General features: G+C 39.8%; 27 protein-coding genes and 3 pseudogenes. 25 read left to right on the forward strand and 5 right to left on the reverse strand.

The window, feature by feature from the left end; all coding sequences use genetic code 11:
* Window positions 1-130 precede the first annotated feature (130 nt).
* The 13 genes and pseudogenes from KUH03_RS33635 (at window position 131) to KUH03_RS33695 (ending at window position 6,364) form a co-directional block, all read left to right on the forward strand.
* Window positions 131-792: pseudogene (locus KUH03_RS33635) on the forward strand (FecR family protein).
* Window positions 793-811: 19 nt separating this feature from the next.
* Complete coding sequence (locus tag KUH03_RS33640; protein ID WP_257088677.1) at window positions 812-1,096, forward strand: DUF4974 domain-containing protein; 285 nt, start codon at window positions 812-814, stop codon at window positions 1,094-1,096.
* A 105-nt stretch (window positions 1,097-1,201) separates the two neighbouring features.
* Window positions 1,202-2,170, forward strand: a complete 969-nt coding sequence (locus tag KUH03_RS33645) for a TonB-dependent receptor (protein WP_257088679.1) — start codon at window positions 1,202-1,204, stop codon at window positions 2,168-2,170.
* Window positions 2,146-2,400: a hypothetical protein gene (locus KUH03_RS33650; RefSeq protein WP_257088681.1), complete on the forward strand. Its 255-nt coding sequence runs from the start codon at window positions 2,146-2,148 to the stop codon at window positions 2,398-2,400. The genes KUH03_RS33645 and KUH03_RS33650 overlap by 25 nt, the downstream gene beginning before the upstream one ends.
* Before the next feature lie 29 nt (window positions 2,401-2,429).
* Window positions 2,430-2,675 carry a hypothetical protein gene (locus KUH03_RS33655; RefSeq protein WP_257088683.1) on the forward strand — a complete coding sequence of 82 codons (246 nt, stop codon included), beginning with the start codon at window positions 2,430-2,432 and terminating at the stop codon, window positions 2,673-2,675.
* A gap of 112 nt (window positions 2,676-2,787) precedes the next feature.
* The gene (locus tag KUH03_RS33660; RefSeq protein WP_257088685.1) at window positions 2,788-3,201 is read left to right on the forward strand and encodes a hypothetical protein; all 414 of its coding nucleotides are present in this window, start codon (window positions 2,788-2,790) and stop codon (window positions 3,199-3,201) included.
* Window positions 3,202-3,309: 108 nt separating this feature from the next.
* Window positions 3,310-3,645 (forward strand): annotated as a pseudogene (locus KUH03_RS33665) (TonB-dependent receptor domain-containing protein); the annotation flags it as partial.
* 50 nt (window positions 3,646-3,695) lie between these two features.
* Window positions 3,696-3,854, forward strand: a complete 159-nt coding sequence (locus KUH03_RS33670) for a hypothetical protein (protein ID WP_257088687.1) — start codon at window positions 3,696-3,698, stop codon at window positions 3,852-3,854.
* A 24-nt stretch (window positions 3,855-3,878) separates the two neighbouring features.
* Entirely contained in the window at window positions 3,879-4,757 is an 879-nt protein-coding gene (locus tag KUH03_RS33675) for a hypothetical protein (protein ID WP_257088690.1), read from the forward strand.
* A 62-nt stretch (window positions 4,758-4,819) separates the two neighbouring features.
* Window positions 4,820-5,074 (forward strand): hypothetical protein, encoded by a 255-nt coding sequence (locus KUH03_RS33680; protein ID WP_257088692.1) that lies wholly within the window; start codon window positions 4,820-4,822, stop codon window positions 5,072-5,074.
* 91 nt (window positions 5,075-5,165) lie between these two features.
* The gene (locus KUH03_RS33685; RefSeq protein WP_257088694.1) at window positions 5,166-5,381 is read left to right on the forward strand and encodes a PepSY domain-containing protein; all 216 of its coding nucleotides are present in this window, start codon (window positions 5,166-5,168) and stop codon (window positions 5,379-5,381) included.
* The gene (locus KUH03_RS33690; protein WP_257088695.1) at window positions 5,353-5,679 is read left to right on the forward strand and encodes a hypothetical protein; all 327 of its coding nucleotides are present in this window, start codon (window positions 5,353-5,355) and stop codon (window positions 5,677-5,679) included. The genes KUH03_RS33685 and KUH03_RS33690 overlap by 29 nt, the downstream gene beginning before the upstream one ends.
* Before the next feature lie 79 nt (window positions 5,680-5,758).
* Window positions 5,759-6,364: a PepSY domain-containing protein gene (locus tag KUH03_RS33695; RefSeq protein WP_257088696.1), complete on the forward strand. Its 606-nt coding sequence runs from the start codon at window positions 5,759-5,761 to the stop codon at window positions 6,362-6,364.
* A gap of 116 nt (window positions 6,365-6,480) precedes the next feature.
* Here KUH03_RS33695 and KUH03_RS33700 read toward each other — a convergent pair whose 3' ends face one another.
* The gene (locus tag KUH03_RS33700; protein ID WP_257088697.1) at window positions 6,481-7,287 is read right to left on the reverse strand and encodes a fatty acid desaturase; all 807 of its coding nucleotides are present in this window, start codon (window positions 7,285-7,287) and stop codon (window positions 6,481-6,483) included.
* A 737-nt stretch (window positions 7,288-8,024) separates the two neighbouring features.
* Between KUH03_RS33700 and KUH03_RS33705 the strand changes: the two genes are divergently transcribed.
* The 5 genes from KUH03_RS33705 (at window position 8,025) to KUH03_RS33725 (ending at window position 10,480) form a co-directional block, all read left to right on the forward strand.
* Window positions 8,025-8,675 (forward strand): PIG-L family deacetylase, encoded by a 651-nt coding sequence (locus KUH03_RS33705; protein ID WP_257088698.1) that lies wholly within the window; start codon window positions 8,025-8,027, stop codon window positions 8,673-8,675.
* Window positions 8,676-8,934: 259 nt separating this feature from the next.
* Complete coding sequence (locus KUH03_RS33710; protein WP_257088699.1) at window positions 8,935-9,639, forward strand: hypothetical protein; 705 nt, start codon at window positions 8,935-8,937, stop codon at window positions 9,637-9,639.
* The gene (locus KUH03_RS33715) at window positions 9,636-9,827 is read left to right on the forward strand and encodes a hypothetical protein (RefSeq protein WP_257088700.1); all 192 of its coding nucleotides are present in this window, start codon (window positions 9,636-9,638) and stop codon (window positions 9,825-9,827) included. Before KUH03_RS33710 ends, KUH03_RS33715 begins: the two co-directional genes overlap by 4 nt.
* A gap of 81 nt (window positions 9,828-9,908) precedes the next feature.
* A complete protein-coding gene (locus KUH03_RS33720) occupies window positions 9,909-10,127 on the forward strand; it encodes a hypothetical protein (protein WP_257088701.1) in 219 nt (72 codons plus the stop codon).
* Window positions 10,109-10,480 carry a hypothetical protein gene (locus KUH03_RS33725; protein WP_257088702.1) on the forward strand — a complete coding sequence of 124 codons (372 nt, stop codon included), beginning with the start codon at window positions 10,109-10,111 and terminating at the stop codon, window positions 10,478-10,480. The genes KUH03_RS33720 and KUH03_RS33725 overlap by 19 nt, the downstream gene beginning before the upstream one ends.
* A gap of 10 nt (window positions 10,481-10,490) precedes the next feature.
* Here the strand turns inward: KUH03_RS33725 and KUH03_RS33730 are convergent, their stop codons facing one another.
* A complete protein-coding gene (locus KUH03_RS33730) occupies window positions 10,491-10,748 on the reverse strand; it encodes a copper resistance protein NlpE (RefSeq protein ID WP_257097584.1) in 258 nt (85 codons plus the stop codon).
* A 5-nt stretch (window positions 10,749-10,753) separates the two neighbouring features.
* On the reverse strand, window positions 10,754-10,981 hold the full coding sequence (locus tag KUH03_RS33735; RefSeq protein ID WP_257088703.1) for a hypothetical protein: 228 nt from the start codon (window positions 10,979-10,981) through the stop codon (window positions 10,754-10,756).
* 295 nt (window positions 10,982-11,276) lie between these two features.
* Here KUH03_RS33735 and KUH03_RS33740 point away from each other — a divergent pair, with 295 nt between their 5' ends.
* From KUH03_RS33740 to KUH03_RS33765, 6 genes are all read left to right on the forward strand, one after another.
* A complete protein-coding gene (locus KUH03_RS33740) occupies window positions 11,277-11,609 on the forward strand; it encodes a hypothetical protein (RefSeq protein WP_257088704.1) in 333 nt (110 codons plus the stop codon).
* 126 nt (window positions 11,610-11,735) lie between these two features.
* On the forward strand, window positions 11,736-12,431 hold the full coding sequence (locus KUH03_RS33745; protein WP_257088706.1) for a hypothetical protein: 696 nt from the start codon (window positions 11,736-11,738) through the stop codon (window positions 12,429-12,431).
* Window positions 12,428-12,844: a hypothetical protein gene (locus KUH03_RS33750; protein WP_257088708.1), complete on the forward strand. Its 417-nt coding sequence runs from the start codon at window positions 12,428-12,430 to the stop codon at window positions 12,842-12,844. Before KUH03_RS33745 ends, KUH03_RS33750 begins: the two co-directional genes overlap by 4 nt.
* 22 nt (window positions 12,845-12,866) lie before the next feature.
* On the forward strand, window positions 12,867-13,301 hold the full coding sequence (locus KUH03_RS33755; RefSeq protein WP_257088710.1) for a hypothetical protein: 435 nt from the start codon (window positions 12,867-12,869) through the stop codon (window positions 13,299-13,301).
* A 124-nt stretch (window positions 13,302-13,425) separates the two neighbouring features.
* Window positions 13,426-13,608, forward strand: coding sequence for a hypothetical protein (locus KUH03_RS33760; RefSeq protein ID WP_257088712.1), 183 nt, complete (start codon window positions 13,426-13,428; stop codon window positions 13,606-13,608).
* Between the two features lie 369 nt (window positions 13,609-13,977).
* Window positions 13,978-14,469 carry a hypothetical protein gene (locus KUH03_RS33765; protein ID WP_257088714.1) on the forward strand — a complete coding sequence of 164 codons (492 nt, stop codon included), beginning with the start codon at window positions 13,978-13,980 and terminating at the stop codon, window positions 14,467-14,469.
* 174 nt (window positions 14,470-14,643) lie between these two features.
* Here KUH03_RS33765 and KUH03_RS33770 read toward each other — a convergent pair.
* Together KUH03_RS33770 and KUH03_RS33775 are read right to left on the reverse strand one after the other, a co-directional pair.
* Window positions 14,644-15,353: pseudogene (locus tag KUH03_RS33770) on the reverse strand (type 1 glutamine amidotransferase domain-containing protein).
* Between the two features lie 35 nt (window positions 15,354-15,388).
* On the reverse strand, window positions 15,389-15,823 hold the full coding sequence (locus KUH03_RS33775) for a hypothetical protein (protein WP_257088718.1): 435 nt from the start codon (window positions 15,821-15,823) through the stop codon (window positions 15,389-15,391).
* A 927-nt stretch (window positions 15,824-16,750) separates the two neighbouring features.
* On the opposite strand from KUH03_RS33775, the gene KUH03_RS33780 reads away from it, so the two are divergent.
* Entirely contained in the window at window positions 16,751-18,094 is a 1,344-nt protein-coding gene (locus KUH03_RS33780) for a DNA mismatch repair protein MutS (RefSeq protein WP_257088720.1), read from the forward strand.
* Window positions 18,095-18,147 lie beyond the last annotated feature (53 nt).

Below are 18,147 nucleotides of genomic sequence, written 5' to 3' on the forward strand. Positions count from 1 at the left end.
TTGTGTGTTTTCTTTAAAACTGACCTGTACTTTTATCTGGCTTAGGGAACTGTATTAATAGAGAATCTTATTTAGACTTGATTAAAACAGAGCTTGGTTTCCGGTGGATAAGAGACTCCTACAAATGAAAATGAAAATAACGAGAGAAGAATTCAGACGGTATACAAATGGACAGTCATCTGCTACTGAAAAGGCGAAGATAGAACGCTGGTTACATGAGCAGGAGGGAGAGCTGGAGGAGGCACCTGGAGAAAATCATCAGCTTCGGTCCGCTTGGGATAAGCTTTCGACAAATATAGAGGACAAGGTGAAGGTAATTGATGTTGCGGTTCAAGGGAAACCTGCCATCCAACGTTTATCGTTTATCATTGGACTAGCCGCGAGCTTGATCCTCGTTCTCGGCTTAGGTTGGTATATATATCAACAAGATAGATCTGCATTACCTATCGAAAAACAAGCATCGTTAAAAACTGTACGTACCGAAGCTGGGCAACGGCTCACATTGACCCTTTCTGATGGTTCCCATATCGTACTCAACGGAAAGAGCGAACTGGAATACCCGTTGCAATTCGAGGGGCACAGCGACTCGTTAAACTTCGCGGTGAAGCACTCTTCGATATCGCGCATGACCCCAATAAGCCCTTTATTATTCATACAGACTCCACGTTCACGCAGGTACTCGGTACACGGTTCAATTTAAAAGCCTATGCTGAAGACAGGCAGGTCTTGTTGACTGTTGAGCGGGGAAAGTACGATTTGGTCGTTATGCTCAGTCGGATCAGGTACTGCTGACAGCGGGCATGCAGGGGTTATGAACTTCCATGAACCAGTTCTGAGCCGCAATGTAGAAACTGCGGATGCTGTGGCATGGACCGAAGATACTTTTGTCATCAAAAATGAACCACTTGAGGCTGTCGCTAAACGCTTAGAACGTAGGTATGGGGTAAAAATCATTATTGAATCCAAAGCACTTAAAATGCTTACTGTGACCGGGACTTTTAAGAAAATTAGCCTAGCTGATATGATGAGCAGTCTGGCATTCAGTACTGGAATAAAATATACAATAGATAATAAAACAATTACAATCAGACAGTAAATGGGATAGGTTAAGTATAAAAAGTAACCGGTATGGCGTCGACCAAAACTACATACCGGACTATGAAAAAATCCAAGAAGTATTCATCCATAATATTCGCAAAATATGAAAATATTTTTAGCGCAGCAACCTTCTACTTTTTTGTTGCGTATAATTTCCTGTACACTTTTGTGTATCATGTTATTACCTTTGCCTACGCTCGCACAGCAGCGCTCCCTATTGGAGAAAAACCTGACCATAGATTTTGCTTCGATTAAGATATCCCAGGCCCTGCAACAGATTGAACAGCAGATCAATTGTTCGTTTGTGTACAGTAATCAATTATTGGATGCGGACCGTAAGGTCACCAAGCGGTATCGAAATGAAAAATTAGAGCACCTCCTGACGGACTTATTCGCTGGAAGGAAAATTAAACTGAAACAAGATGGTAAGCAGGTTTTTATCGGTCTGCAAAGTGAAAGGAAACAGCGTGTTTATGGCAGAATTACGTCGTCTGAGGGACCTCTAGCCGGTGTGTCAGTTCGCTTTGGTCAACAGAGTACAACAACGGATCAGCATGGACGTTATGAGCTTAGCGCTTTAGCCGAGCGAGAATATCTGCTGAACCTGAGCAGCGTGGGGTATAAGACCATTAGCCAAACTGTATTTCTAAAGGAATCGTCGCCTCTGGTCGTGAATCTGACATTGCAGTCTGATGCACAGCAGCTACAACAGGTGGATGTGGACGCGAAGACAGCTAGTCAGCTGGTTAGAGAAACTGGATTTAACGTCGCTGCGCTTGAATTGAGCAAGTATAATAACAGTACCCGTGATGTGAATCAGATTCTGAATACCACAACAGGAGTTCGCATCCGAGAATATGGTGGATTGGGGTCAGATTTTAACTTTTCATTGAACGGTCTCTCCGGTAAAGCAATACGTTTTTTTATTGATGGTATACCGATGGAGAACTTTGGTATCGGGATGAATTTTAATAACATTCCAATCAACCTCGCCGATCGGCTCGAGGTATATAAGGGGTGGTTCCTATTGAACTTGGCTCGGATGCGTTGGGTGGCGGAATTAACATGGTGACCAATAAAGGGGCTAAAAGTTACTTGGATGCAAGTTATAGCATCGGCTCGTTTAATACCCACCGCCTGTCTCTGAATACACAGTCGGTCAATGATACAACAGGACTGATGTTTAAGTTGACCGGATTTTATAATTACTCGGACAATGACTATTGGATGCATAGCAATCAAAATATGATGCCGCGATCCGGGTACCCGATGGACCGAACAGCTTCATCGAAAAGAGCGTAAAGCGCTTTCACGATCAGTACAAATCGGGTATGATTCAAGCTGAGGCCGGTTACATCAACCGGACATGGGCAGATGCGCTTGTAATTGGCATGTTGTACAATAACCATTACAAGGAGTTTCAGACAGGCAACAACCAGAATATCGTCTATGGGAAGGTAAACCGCCATGGAAATTATTTTATGCCCAGTTTGCGCTATAAAAAGACAACCTCTTTATTGAGGGACTCAATGCGACAGCATTTGTCAGTTATGCTGTCGACAAATATAGCGTGGTAGATACTTCAACAACCACCTATTGGTGGGATGGATCCGCAAGTAGCAGTAATAATGACTTTGGCGAACTAAATAGATCGAAAAATCGCTCCTATACAAATTATCAAAATACTTTTTGCTGACCCGTGTAAACCTGAGCTATCGTATCAATGAAGGTAATCAATTGACCTTAAACCACAATTACAATAAGTCCGACCAGAAATCGGACGAGGAGTTGAGTCAGAAGATTTTGAGTCCAGCTGGTCAGTCCAAATCCGTGACGGGATTATCTTGGCAAAATAAATCACTACAACAGCGGTTGAATACCAGTGTATTTGCTAAGTTCTTTCATTTTGGCATTGAACTAGGGGCAGTTACGGAAGGAAAAAATCCAATGCCGGCACAACACCGTTCTTATAATAATTTTGGATACGGATTAGCAAGCCGTTACAGCATGGGCGACAATATGGGGTCAAGTTTTCCTATGAGCATGCGTACCGATTGCCCGAACTCGTGGAAGTATTGGGGATGGGGTGAATGTGATCCCTAATCCGGATATCAAACCGGAAAGCAGCCATAATTTTAATATCAATGCTGACCTCAGTCGTAAGCATGACCGTCATTTTTATAGCGCTGATATCGGGGATTTCTCCGTAATGCCAAAGATTTTATCTATACCATTCCGATGGGCAACAATACCTCACAATTTTTGAACGAAGGTAAAGTGATCGTATATGGAGCGGAGGCAGAGGTACAATATAAATATGCCAAACTGGTAGAGCTGACACTGAATGCCAGCTATCAACGGTCTAAACAGAACCAAAAATATACCTATGGAACGGAGACACCGCGGGCAAATTATGGTAATATGATCCCCAATCAACCTTGGTTGTACGGCAACCTTTATCTGTCGGTCGGAAAAAGCGACTGGCTAGGCAGGGGACACGTTTGCAGTTTGATTGGTCCAGCCAATATTACCACAGTTTTTACCTGACATGGGAGGCTTGGGGTAGTTCACAGTCTTTAAATATCATTCCGACACAGTTGCTACATCATGCCGGAATGACCTATTCCTTAAAAGATGGTCGCTACAATATTTCATTTGAATGCCGGAATCTTGGGAACGAACTGGCTTACGACAATTTTCGGTTACAGAAACCGGGAAGGTCTTTCAATCTAAAATTACGCTATTTCTTGCACTAATAATTTATTATATACACAATTATCATGAAAATAAATACGACTAAATTTGCGATGCTAGCGCTTGCAGCGCTGGTGACGGGTTTTTCCCTGCAATCTTGCTCAAAGAGCAATCCTACTGACAATCCTGACCCAGAGCCCGAAACAGAAAAGATTTTTGCTGTTGGCGGACTTGTGTTGGATCCCGATGGTTCTTACCTTTTCCAGCATAGCACACTTTCGGAAGGTGAAATCTCCTTTTTGGGTAAAGGTGCGAATGTGACCACTCAGGATCCCGGCTTTCTGGCTTTTATGACAAAGGATGGTTTTTATTATTCCTATAAGTCCGGTGAAAATACACTCTCCAAATACAGCTATGTTAACCAGAAGCTGCAATTGGTTAAAGTGATTCCATTTGTCCTGGCAGATGCCAACCGGTACAATCATCAATGGATTGATCAGAACAATCTACTTATCTATGGTTATAAAGGTGCTTATAAGATTGTAAACGTTGAAAACATGACGGTGGTCAAAGAAGGCAAATTTGATCTTCCGAACAAGGCTGGCCTCACGGGACCGCTTATCGGGTTTGCAGAAGTGAAAGACAATAAAATGCATGTAGGCTATTGGTATGGTGATGAAAAATATCCGGACGCAATCGCTAAGGGTAAAACCAACTACGCAACAGGTACAGCTTATTTTGCCGTATTTGATTACCCAGCCATGAACAATCCTGTTTATAGCGAAGATAACCGCTCTACAAGTCCGGGGAATGACCGAAATGGCGTTCTAAAAACTTTTACATACAATGATGATCTATATATCATGACTTCACCATTTGAGATGATCTCTCAAAACTGGGATAAACCACATGGTATCTATCGTATCAAAAAGGAACATCAGTCGTCGACCCTACTTATTTCCTGAATATTTCAGAAAAACTAAACGGGGATCCGGTACTGGGCGGAGGTTATGCTGGCAATGGTAAATTGCTGGTTCGCAGAATTCGTATGGATCTGGCCTTAACCTGGCAATCTTATGGCTTTGGTAATGTACAAGAATTTCATGTTGTTGACATAGCAACAGGTAGCTTGACTAAATTGGATGTTCCACTGGTTAAAAGTCAACCTACCGCACCAAACATTCTGGCGGATGGTGGAAAGGTGTACTTTCCGGTCAATACGAAAAAGACAATGCCGGCGATATTCACATTTATAGTTATGATGGTGCGACTGGCAAGATGACGAAAGGTGTCAAAGTAAATGATCTGGACGCTGTAAACGGGCTTTTTAAAGTTAAATAGAGATATAAATTAGGGACTGGCTTTTCTACATTGTGAAAGTAGCTGGTCCCTTGTTACAACATATGGCAAAATCTAAGAAATCACTGTTCAGAAGAATAAGCAACTGGCTCCATCTCTGGCTGGGTTTATTTTCGGGCATCGTTGTTTTTGTCGTCTGTCTGACGGCGGCGATCTGGACCTTTAGAGATGAGTTTGTTTTGTTCTTGACACCGGGGCAATATGTTGAACAATCGGACAGTCCATTTTGAAACCTTCGCAATTGACCCGGGCGGTGGCAAAAGATATTCCGGGGATAGTTTAGGTCGGATACTCTCATTGGAGTTCCGGAACCGGAACAAAAGCTGTATCCTTGGTTACGGACCTGACCGTCATGGTAATTACCATGATCTTTATCTCAATCCCTATACAGGCCAAAAGCTCTATCATCGCATCAATGAAGATGGAATCTCAGTGTTTAATGATTTTTTGCGAGCGGGACATCGTTTTTTTGGTTTCCAAGACCTTATGGAAGTTATTTTGTCGGGGCAAATTGCCTGTTGTTTCTGATCACATTGATAACTGGTTTCATCTGGTGGTATCCCAATAAGTGGAATAAATCTACCCGGGATAAGAGTTTCAAGATTAAATGGGGGCAAACTGGAAGCGGGTTAATCTCGATTTGCACAATGTGCTGGGGTTTTATACGTTGATATTTACCGTTATTCTGACGGTGACTGGAGTTGTATTTACCTTCGGCTGGTTTGATGATGGTTATCATTGGTTGGTCACTGGCGGCAAAGCAAGATTGGAGCATCCACATAAAGGACTTTCGGATACAACAAGGCTTACCAGTGATTTTAAACAACCTGATGATGAGATCTGGCGAAGATATCAGCAACAACAACATGTTCGGATCAATTATCCCAAAGATGCAAAAGATGTCTACACAGTTTATCTCAATCCAACAACAGGACATAATGATATGACGACTTGGTACGGGTTGGATCAGAAGAGTTTAAGCGTTGTAGGCGGTGTTTCGAAGGATGAACAGATCTCTTTTGGACAGCAGATCTATCGCGCAAACTTCGATATCCATGTGGGCACTATTGGTGGATTGCCTACGAAAATATTGGCCTCATTAGCGTCGCTGGTAGGAGCCTCATTACCTGTGACGGGGTTTATTATCTGGTACAACCGCAAATGGGGGAAGAAAAGGAAACCCGTTAGGGCAACTTCCAATACGAAGGCTTGATATGCTGCAATAAATTAAGCGAATTATTTCAAAACAAAAGAAACAGCTAATATTAGCTGTTTCTTTTGTTTATTGTATAACCAATTTGGTTTGATACCGGGAATCAGATCCCCTGCCTATTTTTTAGCATCGAGATAAGGTTTATGATACTGTTCATCGAACCGTTTTTTGTCATCGCGATAACTGCTGACAGCACCTAATCTGTGCATCATTTTGATATAACACCAGGCTAGGTCAATCTGATACGGCTTGAAACCACTTCGCGCACTTTTGGGATAGAGGTGATGGTTGTTGTGCCATTCTCCGGCGACAATACCGGGCCACAATTGATTGATGGACTTATCCTTTTCATTAAAATCTATCCCTTCCCGTTGTTTATCTTCTCCTTTCGCATGTCCTTCATAATTAAATGTACGCACGCCAATGGCCCAAAAGCCAGCTGCACCAAATAGACAACAGGCTAGGGCATGTCCACCGATTAAAAAGAATACAACATACCAAAATGACCAATTTAATACCCAGGATAGGATTGCATGTGTCGGGTTGACATAGGAACCCCATTTTTGATATTGTGCATAAGTATTGGCTGTAACACCGGTATGCTTCATAAGCAACTTGACGCGGTTGTAAGAGTTTTCTGTTAGATCTTTAGCAATCGGCTGATGGTTGACATCGGCCAAAAAGCAATATAGAAATCCCGCCTGTGCGTTGTATGGATCTCCTGGTTGATCTGATTTTGCATGGTGTACGTGGTGCGAAATGACATAGATTTCCTCGGGAATCACATTGATTGTGAGGTTCTGTGTGAAAAAACGCCAGAAGGGGTTACGGAACTTAAAAGCACCGTGTGTAGAAAATCTGTGATGCCAGATCGTACCATGTGTCCCCATAATGATCATACTGTAGATAAAAGCTGCCAGCACAGTCCACCAGCTAAGGTGAGCAAAGAGAAAAACAAAGAAAAAGGGATAAGACAAGCTACTTTCAGCCAACTAAAAAAAAAAGGTAACCAGTTGCGTTGGTCCTTAAAAACATTCAATCTTTTGAAAAACTCGCTGAATATTTGTTTAGGGCTGGGTTTAATAAGGTCTCCATTGTCGTCTTTCCATCCGTAGGTGGGTTTTTGGAGCACATGATCTAAAAAGGGCATTCTGTTGGTTGATCTAATTGTTGATAAAGCGCTAAGCTACGGTATATATCGGTTAAAAAGTGTTAATTCCAAAAGTTTAACACATGACCGCAAATCTTTTAGTACTATTAATGGATTTCTTGATACAATATGATCGGGAAAAATAGCTGTTTCATTTTTTAATTACAGGTTCCAAATTATTATTCGCGGCCCTTATTTACCCAGAACTCGATATCTTTACTTCGAGTAGAAGTATCCAGTGCGTGCTTTGGAGAAACAATAAAAAATGAAGATAAAAAATAATAATAGGAGCAGTCATTCTGGGCTGTATCGTTGTATTGCCCGATGCTGGGATAGATTTGGGCACATACTATGTAATCAGACCGAAGAAATAACAAGGTATTTTGAGTAGGTGTTTTCTTAAGCTTTCGGCTACATTATATTTTGTATTATTAATAATATCTATAGAATTAGTAGTCTTTTGGAAATTATTGCTATATTTGGCCATCGCAGGTATTAAAATAGATGGATATGGCATTAAAATTTCTCGCACAACAATCTCGACAACAACCTAGAAACGGAATTTCTTCGCAAATAAACCATGCTGGTTTCATGCGTGAGTTATGCAAGTTGAAGGTTTTTGGAAGGATTTTGTATGTAGGTGCCCATCCAGATGATGAGAACAACAAGCTATTAACATTTTTTGCTCAGGACCAGCTTGTAGATGCTGCTTATTTGTCGCTTACGCGCGGCGAAGGGGGACAGAATTTTATAGGTTCCGAAAAAGGAACCGACCTTGGTATTCTTCGGGTACAGGAATCCTTATCTGCGCGGAAGACCGAGGGTACAAGACAATTTTTTACACGGGCCAAAGACTTTGGATTTGTAGAATCTGCAACTGAAACAATGCTCCGATGGGATGAGCACGCTGTTCTTGCGGATATCGTATGGACCATCCGGTACTTTAGGCCAGATATTATGATCACGAGGTTCTCGCCGAATATTCCTGATCTCCATGGACACCACCAGAGTTCGGCGATCCTAGCACAAAAGGCCTATGATCTCGCTGCGGATCCGAAAGCCTATCCTGAACAATTGGAGGAATTGTCTGTCTGGCAGACGCAGCGTTTGTTTTGGAACGTCTATCAGGAGAGTGGCGTCAAAGATATTGGGGTAAGGTAATACCTTTACCACAGCATTTTTCGGTCACTATCCCTGTATATAATCGTTATACGGGCTTGCATCATGGTGAGATTGCTGCTGAAAGCCGTAATAAACACCGTTCTCAGGCGATGGCTAGTTTAACGCAACATACGCCCACGCTTGAATATTTTGAATTATTGAGGGAAAGTCTGTTGATCCTACAGCTGCTGACGCTTTATTTACTTCAACTGAAACGGAGGACCAGTATATCCCTGTTTTTAAGAAACTTGTCGATCGTTTGCTTGCGAAACAAGCCCAGGGAGATAATCGGGAACTTTCAGTGACGATCGCAACAATTTTGATCTGGATGAGAACTGTATCCAAAAATAGCGTAATCCATGAAAAACGCGCTGACTTGGAGCTGCTTTTACTACGCACACTTGGGGTATCCTTTGAAATAAATTCATTGGTCGATAGCTGGGTACCCGGCACCGATGTTAATTTATTTTTGCAGGCAAATATACCTCAGGATTCTGATCTGGTGTTGACCCATGTGACAGTTCCCTTTTTTGACTCGTTATATCATCAGCCTCATCAATTATCAGGTACAGAACGGATAGAAATTACGGGTCGGCTTAGCAGCACTATTGAGCCCTCATTACCATCCTGGTTAAAGGAAGAAGGAGATAGGGGGAATTATTCTCCGCGGTCTTTCAATGATATTGTACTTGCTCAACATAACAATTCAATCGTTGTACAATTGCAGTTACAGTTTGGCGGGGTATCCATGGCGATTAGTGTACCTGTATTGAATAACAATAAAGCAATCACGATTGCTCCAGCTATTACCGGCACCTTTGATACAGATATTATCGTTCTGGCGGATTCTACCAGTCGTTCTGTCTCACTTGAACTACAATCCAATGTCTCTACAGCAGAGTCTGTCACTGTGAGGTTAAAGGGAGCAGATGAGCTGGGGTTATTTCTAAAGAGCATACATTGACCTTAGAGGGTAATGCTTCCGAAAAAATTCATTTTCAGTTGACTTCTTTGGGATCCGCTGAACAGATACAACGGGTTGGATTTGAGATAGAAAGTAGTTATGGGATCCACCAACGTGGTTTAAAATCGCTTAGCTATCCCCATATTGAGGATGTCGTATATCATCCCAAAGCTTTTTTAAGGTTTTAGATAGTCCGTGGCAAACACTGCTAAGAAGATCGCCTACATCGCTGGAAAAAGGATGAACTTCTAGGTAGCCTAAAGCAATTGGTGAATGAGATAGAACTTCTATCAGTGGCCGCTTTGAAAGATGCAGATCTGTTGAGTTTTGATGCCATAGTTTTAGGCATCCGAATTTATAATACCGATCCACAATTGGTGAATTTCCATACACAGTTGCGCGAATATGTTGAAGCCGGCGGCGTTTTGATAACCCAATATAATACCCCTATGATCTACCTCTGGAAGAGGTGGGTGCTTATCCTTTAACGGTTACTGGCGAACGGATTACCGATATGGAATCAACCATTAGCTTCTTGGATCCTACCCATCGAATCTTGAATTATCCAAATAAAATAAAACAGCAAGATTTTGCCAATTGGGTACAGGACCGCGCGCTGTTTCTCCCCAAAGACTGGAATAGTGATTTTAAACCAGTCTTGCGTACCCAAAATTCCAATAACGGAAATGAAGATGGCTTGTTGCTTGTCAATAGAAAGGGAAAAGGATATTACATCTACAGCAGCCTGTCTTTATTTAGACAGCTTCCCGCTGCTGTGTCTGGAGCCTATCGTCTTTTTGCTAATATGCTTTCTATCGGCAGACTGGAATCTCATTCGTGAAACACTGATTTTATTTTTCCTCGGAGAGCGTATAGTTCAATTTCGAGTTGATTATCTTTTGATCCTTATCCAGCATGATCAACTTACCAGGTTGTGCTGTCAGACGTACAAAATAACGCTTTTCAGTATCACTATCAGGATTTAGGATATATAAGGTTGCATCATTGTCTTTTTCGTAGCCGCGCTCGATCAACATTGGACCTTTAGACTGTATGGCTTGATCTGATTTTCCCAAATAGGTTTCCTCAAGACTATAGGTTTCATTCACCAAAGTCAATACTGTTTTGATCCCTTCACAATCTGCACAGGAACTGTCCCAGTATATCGGATTTGTATTGCAGGTATAGTAGTTGACTGTGTGGTATTGTTGGCAGCAGATAATGTATCTGTCACTGCAGCGGTATCAATAGTTGAGCTAGCAGATGTTTTGCCACTGTTTTGGCAAGAAGAAATCGTAATGGTTGCCATTCCGATGAAAAAAAAGTGAAAGATTTTGTTCATATATGTATGTTTATAACGTGAACTGTACAACTACTATACCAGTAAATTCAAATGTTTTTTATATCACTTAATTTCGTAAATGTCCACTGATGATCAAGTAGTGCCTCTCTTATATTTCCATACCTAAAATATATGTAATCATATATCAATCTATTCCAAAAGGTATCAATTAGCAGGGCTTTTTGCAGCAAATATTTCTATTTTTTTAAACAGTTTGTAAAAGGAACAAACGGATCGTAAATGAACCTAATTTTATATGGCCAAAATAATGTAGTTTTAGCTATACTGAAAAATCATGGAGTTTAATAGCCAGAAAATAGTCTATAGTACAAAGGCCAACTGGGATGAGATTGTTAATATAACCTTTGTCAATCCTGAAAATTATCTCTCGTTTAATGCTTTGGCCTATGAAGACGAGATTGAAATCGAATGGAATGATCAGGTAAATTATGTGAGCGTATTAAAGAGCAATTTTAAGTTTGAGATAGTAGACAAGCAGCTTCACCTGGAATTGACAGATATCGTTAATCAAAACAATTTTCCTGACTTATCTTTATGCATCCATTTTCGGAATGGAGAAGAAGATGAAATGAAAATTGCCTTAGCTGCGCTGACAGCAAGATTATAGGAAGAGTAAATTAGGGAGCTGAAAGCAAAGTAAAAACAAATATCTTATGATATAAATATTGTAAATGAAAGTGCTGAAAAATATGAGTGTTAAAATGACCGATATTGAAACTATAAAATTAAAAAAGTGCCTATAATAAATCAGATGTTGGCTGATTATACACAGGCAAGCGAAGAGGATCGCTATTTCAGTATAAATAATGTTGAGGATTGTGCAGACGATTTAGATCAGTATATTGAGCTGCTGCTGAAGAGCAATAAGCAACAAAAGGAAATCTCTAAAAGCATAAAATGGATTTTTAAACAGCTTTCCACATTTAAGCAGGAGCAGGAGGATCTTGAATTTCTTTGGGGATTTATCTATAATGGCTATACCGAAGAGCTCACCAATTTTATTCTGGAAGCCGCCTTTGTATTCGGTATGGAAAGAGCCAAGCCCAAAATAATCAAAACGAATAATTTTTATCTGAAACATAATCCACACAGCTTTGATGCATTCAGATTGTATATTGGTTCAACGGCCAACAACGGTGTCATTTTGGAATACAGAAAAGAGAAGGGCTGTTTTGAGTTTGTTGAAAATCCTTATGGCGATAGTTATGGCATGCCAGTTTTCGATTTGCAAATCAATGACAATTATACCGAACTGTCTTTTGATGTGCTGACTACTGGTACTTTTAAATCGATCGTCCTAAAAGCACAAAGACCTGTAGATAGCATATTATTACAAGCGGTAGGTACTTTAAACAACAAAAATGCTTTTCTAACTCCTCCAGAACCAGATTTTTGCAATTTGGAACTGGAGCTTACTAAGGAGTTTTGACATGCCTTAGTACACTAAACTACGATAAAAATAACAGTATCATCAATATGTTTACTGAAGGGACTGGCATGAAAATCTTGGTACAGGAACTTGATGCAAACAATAGATTTCAGCATAGTGATGACCTAGCATCACATCCGGCGATTGTAAGCGAAAAGTTTATCGTTATTTATGCGGTGCCAAACTGGAAATACTTTGAGATCGATGAATTGACAATGATTGGTACGACTGTGTCTGTGAGAACAGGAAGTCAAAAATTTGCGTACGAAAATGAACAACGGAATAATGTGATCGCAACAGAGATTGAAAGCCTTACGTTAGACTATGAGCTGAGAACCTATGATTTTATACGGACAATTCTCGCAGATGTTCTTCGCCAACGGGAGGCATTTAAGACAAGATTTGATAACTAAGTTAAAAAGGGAAGCATATATCATGGAAAAAGATTATCAAAGCAGCTATATTGAATGTGCTGATGAATGTCGAAAGACGGGTAATTCAAAAGAAGGTGTAGCAAAAATGTATGATCTGCTTTATCGTTTAGAACAAGCAGATCGAACAAAAGATCAGGATTTGATACTTGTTAACGTTTATACATTTTTGGGTTATCATCAATCGGCTTACGATCTGGCAAAGTTATGTATGGAATTGGCGGATAGGAAAAATATCGCCAAACTTTATACGCTGGAATCAAAAGCAAAATCTCATCAGAATAATTTTATTATAAAAGACCTCAGAAAGCTTAAACATAGAAATACCCCAATTGCACTTCAACCTGAGGACTTTGTTGTATCTGCGATTGATGAAAATCTTATTTGTATAAAAAAGATATTGTTGTATTCAACAAGATCGTTGAAGCAGAAAAGGTGAAAGTATTTATCTATGCTATATGTAAACCGGAGGATTATATTGATCGGATTAATGACTATCTTTTTTGGATGGCCGATTGTCAAAAAGAACTGATCCTATTTTATAACCAAGAATTAGCTGGGGCATGCCGCAAAAAGCCGATACAGATTGGTATGACACGCTGGAGGTATTCGGGCTAAAAATTATCATAGGTGATAATGGCTGTCTATATGCCGAGGTAGCCAGTGGCGATGAATATATGCCTGATCATATTTTGGATGTTGAAATGCAAGAGCATGAAATACTAACGATGCAATATGATGGATAGTTTTTTTGAAAATTTAATTCACGTAAATTTGAGCACAGCTTCATTTATGCATGTTACTTCCTGTTGCTAAATAAAAGACTTTTCGGAATTTGTTGAGCATACACGTTTTACGAAATTAGCAGGATTGATCCGCAGTTTGTTTGTTAAAAAATAAACTGCGGATTTTTTTATACTGGATGAGTAGTAATCCGCGTTTTGTGTCGTTCACATGATCCTGGTAATTCTGTGAGCTAGTTTTCCTCAATCCTTGCGAATATTAAATGGATGTTATCGAATTTTAAATAGACAGGATTACCCGTCTATTACTGCCTATATTTGATCATAAATAATTTTTGAACCAGGTGAGGCCCCACAAAAAACACAATAGAAATGGAAGAGCATAATTATAAATATTTTACGCAGGACGGCAGTAGATATACCTCTAAAAGGATTGGATATTTTGCGCTTTGCCTAGCTTTATTCTGGCTATTTATGGCCATCGGTATTTTAATCGTTGGAATTAAAGATGGAAATATTTTTGGTGAAAAGAATTGGTATTGGATCTTTGGGCTTATTGTCTTTTGTGTGCAGATTAGGATCTTTGCCCAGCAGATGACCATCGATTGTGCGGCGGGCACAATGAGCAAATCCTATTTCGGACTATTCAAAAAGGAGATTCGCATCGAAGAGATCCAAAAATTCGAAACCCTCAAGCATCTTGCTATTGCTCTACACAATGGTACGGACATCATTGTGGTAACAAGGGATAATAAAAGCATAAAAATGTTGGAGCGTATCGGTCGAACCAAAAATGTGGAACCTATATTGAAGGAAATCCGACAGCTGATCCAATTAAATCAGCTTGATACACAAAGGGTATAACAGGAAACTTGTTAAATAATGGTATAAATCATTCGGTGACAGTTAACAAAAATCCCATTTTTATACGTTGAAAACGAAAAAATGGGATTTAATAATCGTGTTATTGGTACCTTCCGTAACCTGGCGTACCGTTGTATATTTCAAAACAGAAACGCTACTTTAATTGATAGCTATTTACTGCTCCAGCAGGGCTAACAATTCTTTTGCTGTCTCTTCCGATGAGCCGGGATTTTGGCCGGTAATCAGTTTACCATCTTTGACCACATGACTGCTCCAATCTTGACCCTTACTGTAATGTCCGCCAAGTTTGACGAGCTCATCTTCAACCAAGAAAGGGACGACATCTGTCAATTGTACAGCTTCTTCCTCAGAATTGGAAAAGCCTGTTACGTTTTTGCCCTGTACCAATGGACTACCATCGATATTCTTAACAAACCTGAAAACACCAGGAGCGTGGCATACAGCGGCTACAGGTTTATTATGTTTCCAAAATGACTCAATTAATGCAATGGAAGTCTTGTCATTCGCAAGGTCCCAAAGGGGGCCATGGCCACCCGGATAGAAGATCGCGTCATAATCCTGCTCATCAACTTCTGTTAGGACAATGCTGTTTGCCAGTTTGTTTTGAAGTTCAAGATCTGCATCAAAACGTTTTGTCGCTGCTGTCTGAAAATCAGGGAGCGCACTTTTGGGATCTATAGGTGGTTGCCCGCCTTTTGGCGAAGCAATGGTGATGTCAACGCCTGCATCAGCCATAACATAATAGGGGCTGCAAACTCTTCAACCCAAAAACCTGTTTTAGCTCCTGTATCTCCCAATTGGTCATGTGAAGTCAAAACGACCAATACCTTTAAGTTCTCTTTTTCATCTTCAAAAAAATTAATTGTTTAAATGATAACACAAAGTAGGGTATAAATCGTTAGACCCCTATGTGATATACATCACATTTTAAAGAATGGTTTGTTTTGGTGATATAGATCACATTATTTGTTGTGATAGAGCCGGCTGAGCGTCTCACGGAAACCCCAAGATAGGCTGCAATCAAATGCTTGGGCACAAGATTGTACAATTCAGGATATTGCAGCATCAATTCCTCATAACGACTGCGGGCGTCATTGTTGAGCAGGGATAGAATTCTCTTTTGTAGACCGATATAACCCTTATTCGAACGCCAGCGTAAAAATGTTTCGACCTCATGGATTTCCTTGCATACACGTTCACGATCCTCAGCAAATAAACAAAGTGTATCCGCATCACTTACACAATCTAGGTTGACCGTTGCTTTCGTATTGTTGTGTAAGGCATTATAATCAGATGCCCACCAGGTTTTTGTAGCAAACTGTAGGATATGCATTTTTGTTCATCATTGACCACAAAAGTTTTTAAGCAGCCATTGAGGACAAAATATTCACATTCCACCGTATCGCCAATGGTGATAATCGATTGTTTCTTTTTAAAGGATACCGGTTTGAAAAAGAAAAGAAATAATCAAATTGATCATCATTCAAGTGGACAGTTTTATTGATATGTTGCCTGAGAATTTCGCGACCCGTCATAGCTTATCGTTATTTAATAGACTAAAATTAAGCAAAATCTCGTAATCTCAGTGCGGTGTATCTCCTTTTGGGAGTGCTTACATATGCTTGGATATTCACTAGAAAGGATGACAGAATAACATTCTAATATATATGATATTACCAAGTTAATATCATGTTATGAATTAAAAGTGAAGTAAGACTATTTTTATACCGTATTAACAGGGGTTAATAGGAATTACCCCTGCTAAACCCCTGTTAACCCCTGTTATCTCCCTATAATGACGATGTTACTATCGGATTTGGGGATAATTAGTTATGAGCTTAGGCACCAGATAAAGGAGACTAGTTTGTTTGCCTAAATGAATGTTCAACCGGTTTAGCTTGATAGGAAAAAACCGATTTTTTCATTTTTATTTTGTTTATACAAAGTTATTTTCTACTTTAGTGTTGCCCATCACGGGCACTTTTCATAAAATAGGTTAATAATATGGCTAAAACACCCGGAGTACCCCATGCTATCGGGTGTTTTTTTATTAAAACTTTTGTTTTCTATATTCATTTGGCGTAAATCCCTATGTAATTTTAAATAGTTTTGAAAGATGACTTTAGTCCCTGAATTGTAATCCATGGACGATAAAGAAGTATAACATAACTATTCTGATACAGTTTTGCTAATGGCAGTGATTTTAGGTAAGTTTAAGGACATAGTACAAAAAATACCAAGAAACACTTCCTGAAGATATATGTTTATTGTTGACAAACAGACCTTAGGAGATTTAAATGTTACGAACAGTCAGTATAGAGACTTGGTCGATTTTTTTGACCGTACAATCACATTGGGAGGTCGAGATACCCTCTATACCTACTTTCTTAAACCGTTTTCTGCTAAATCTGAAATAGAAGATAGGCAATGGATTATTCGTTTTATGCAGGATGAGGATATTACGGATATTCTGGATAAATATATGATGCAAGATCTGGAACAATATTTATCGTTACCGTTGGAACCCTATTCAGCAACCAAAACATCCTATTACCTGGAACTGGTATCGACAAATTTTCTTTCGTTAGACTTCAAAAAACGCGATCTATTAATCAGACGCTCTATTTATGAAATAGCGAAAATCATAGTTTATCTCAACGTATTTCTCGGGTCCATTAAGTCTCAGCATCCCACAAGAAGTATTATAGCCAATTACTGCGATAAAATTGATCGTGTACTTGAAGATATCGATCAGGCAGAGTTTGAAAAGTTGTTGGAAAATAAACTGTCCCTGGAGCTGATGATTAAATATGATTATCAGTTTAGGAATATAAAGCGAAATTCAATACAGGAAGTATTCGAGGTTTTATATCAGCTGGACGCCTTCTATGGTGTGGCTCAAGCTACAAAGGGTAAGCATCTTAATTTCCCTAAAATTGATGATCAAAATATAAGTTCCCATATGATCAAAATAGGTGCAGCGTACAATCTTTTTCTAGCAGATCCGGTCAAGAATGATATCGAAATAAAAAGAGGTGGTAATTTATGGTACCTTACGGGAGCGAATATGACGGGCAAGTCTACCTTATTGAAAACCATTGGAACCTGTGTGTATTTGGCACATCTTGGCTTCCCTGTCCCTGCGGATGCTATGGAAACTGTGCTCTTTGATGGAATCTCTGTGACAATAAACCTAGGGGATAATATCAACGCCGGTGCGAGCCATTTTTTTAATGAGGTACTTCGCGTAAAACACTTAGCTGAATTGCTGGCGGAGGGGAAAAAGATGTTTGTGCTGATGGATGAATTATTTAAGGGCACAAATCACAATGATGCCAGTGAGGCAACATTAGAACTCATCAACTGTCTTCACAAATTTGACAATAGTGTATTCTTATTATCTTCCCATATTACTGAAATTTCTTCCGTACTTGCAGGAGAAGCCACTGTAATGAAACACTTGGGTGTCAGACTTGATGAGGATAAAGGACTCCTATTTACCTACCAGCTTGCCGAAGGTGTGGCCGAAGACAAACTAGGTATGTGGCTCCTGCGACGAGAAGGTGTATTTGATATTTTGCGGCAAGCTAAAGTATCCCAGTGATCGTTTTATTTGATGTTATAGCCGAGCTATTTTGCCTTTTTATTTCTATTTCA

It is taken from the genome of Sphingobacterium sp. E70 (assembly GCF_019285695.1).
GTDB classification, from domain to species: Bacteria; Bacteroidota; Bacteroidia; order Sphingobacteriales; family Sphingobacteriaceae; genus Sphingobacterium; species Sphingobacterium detergens.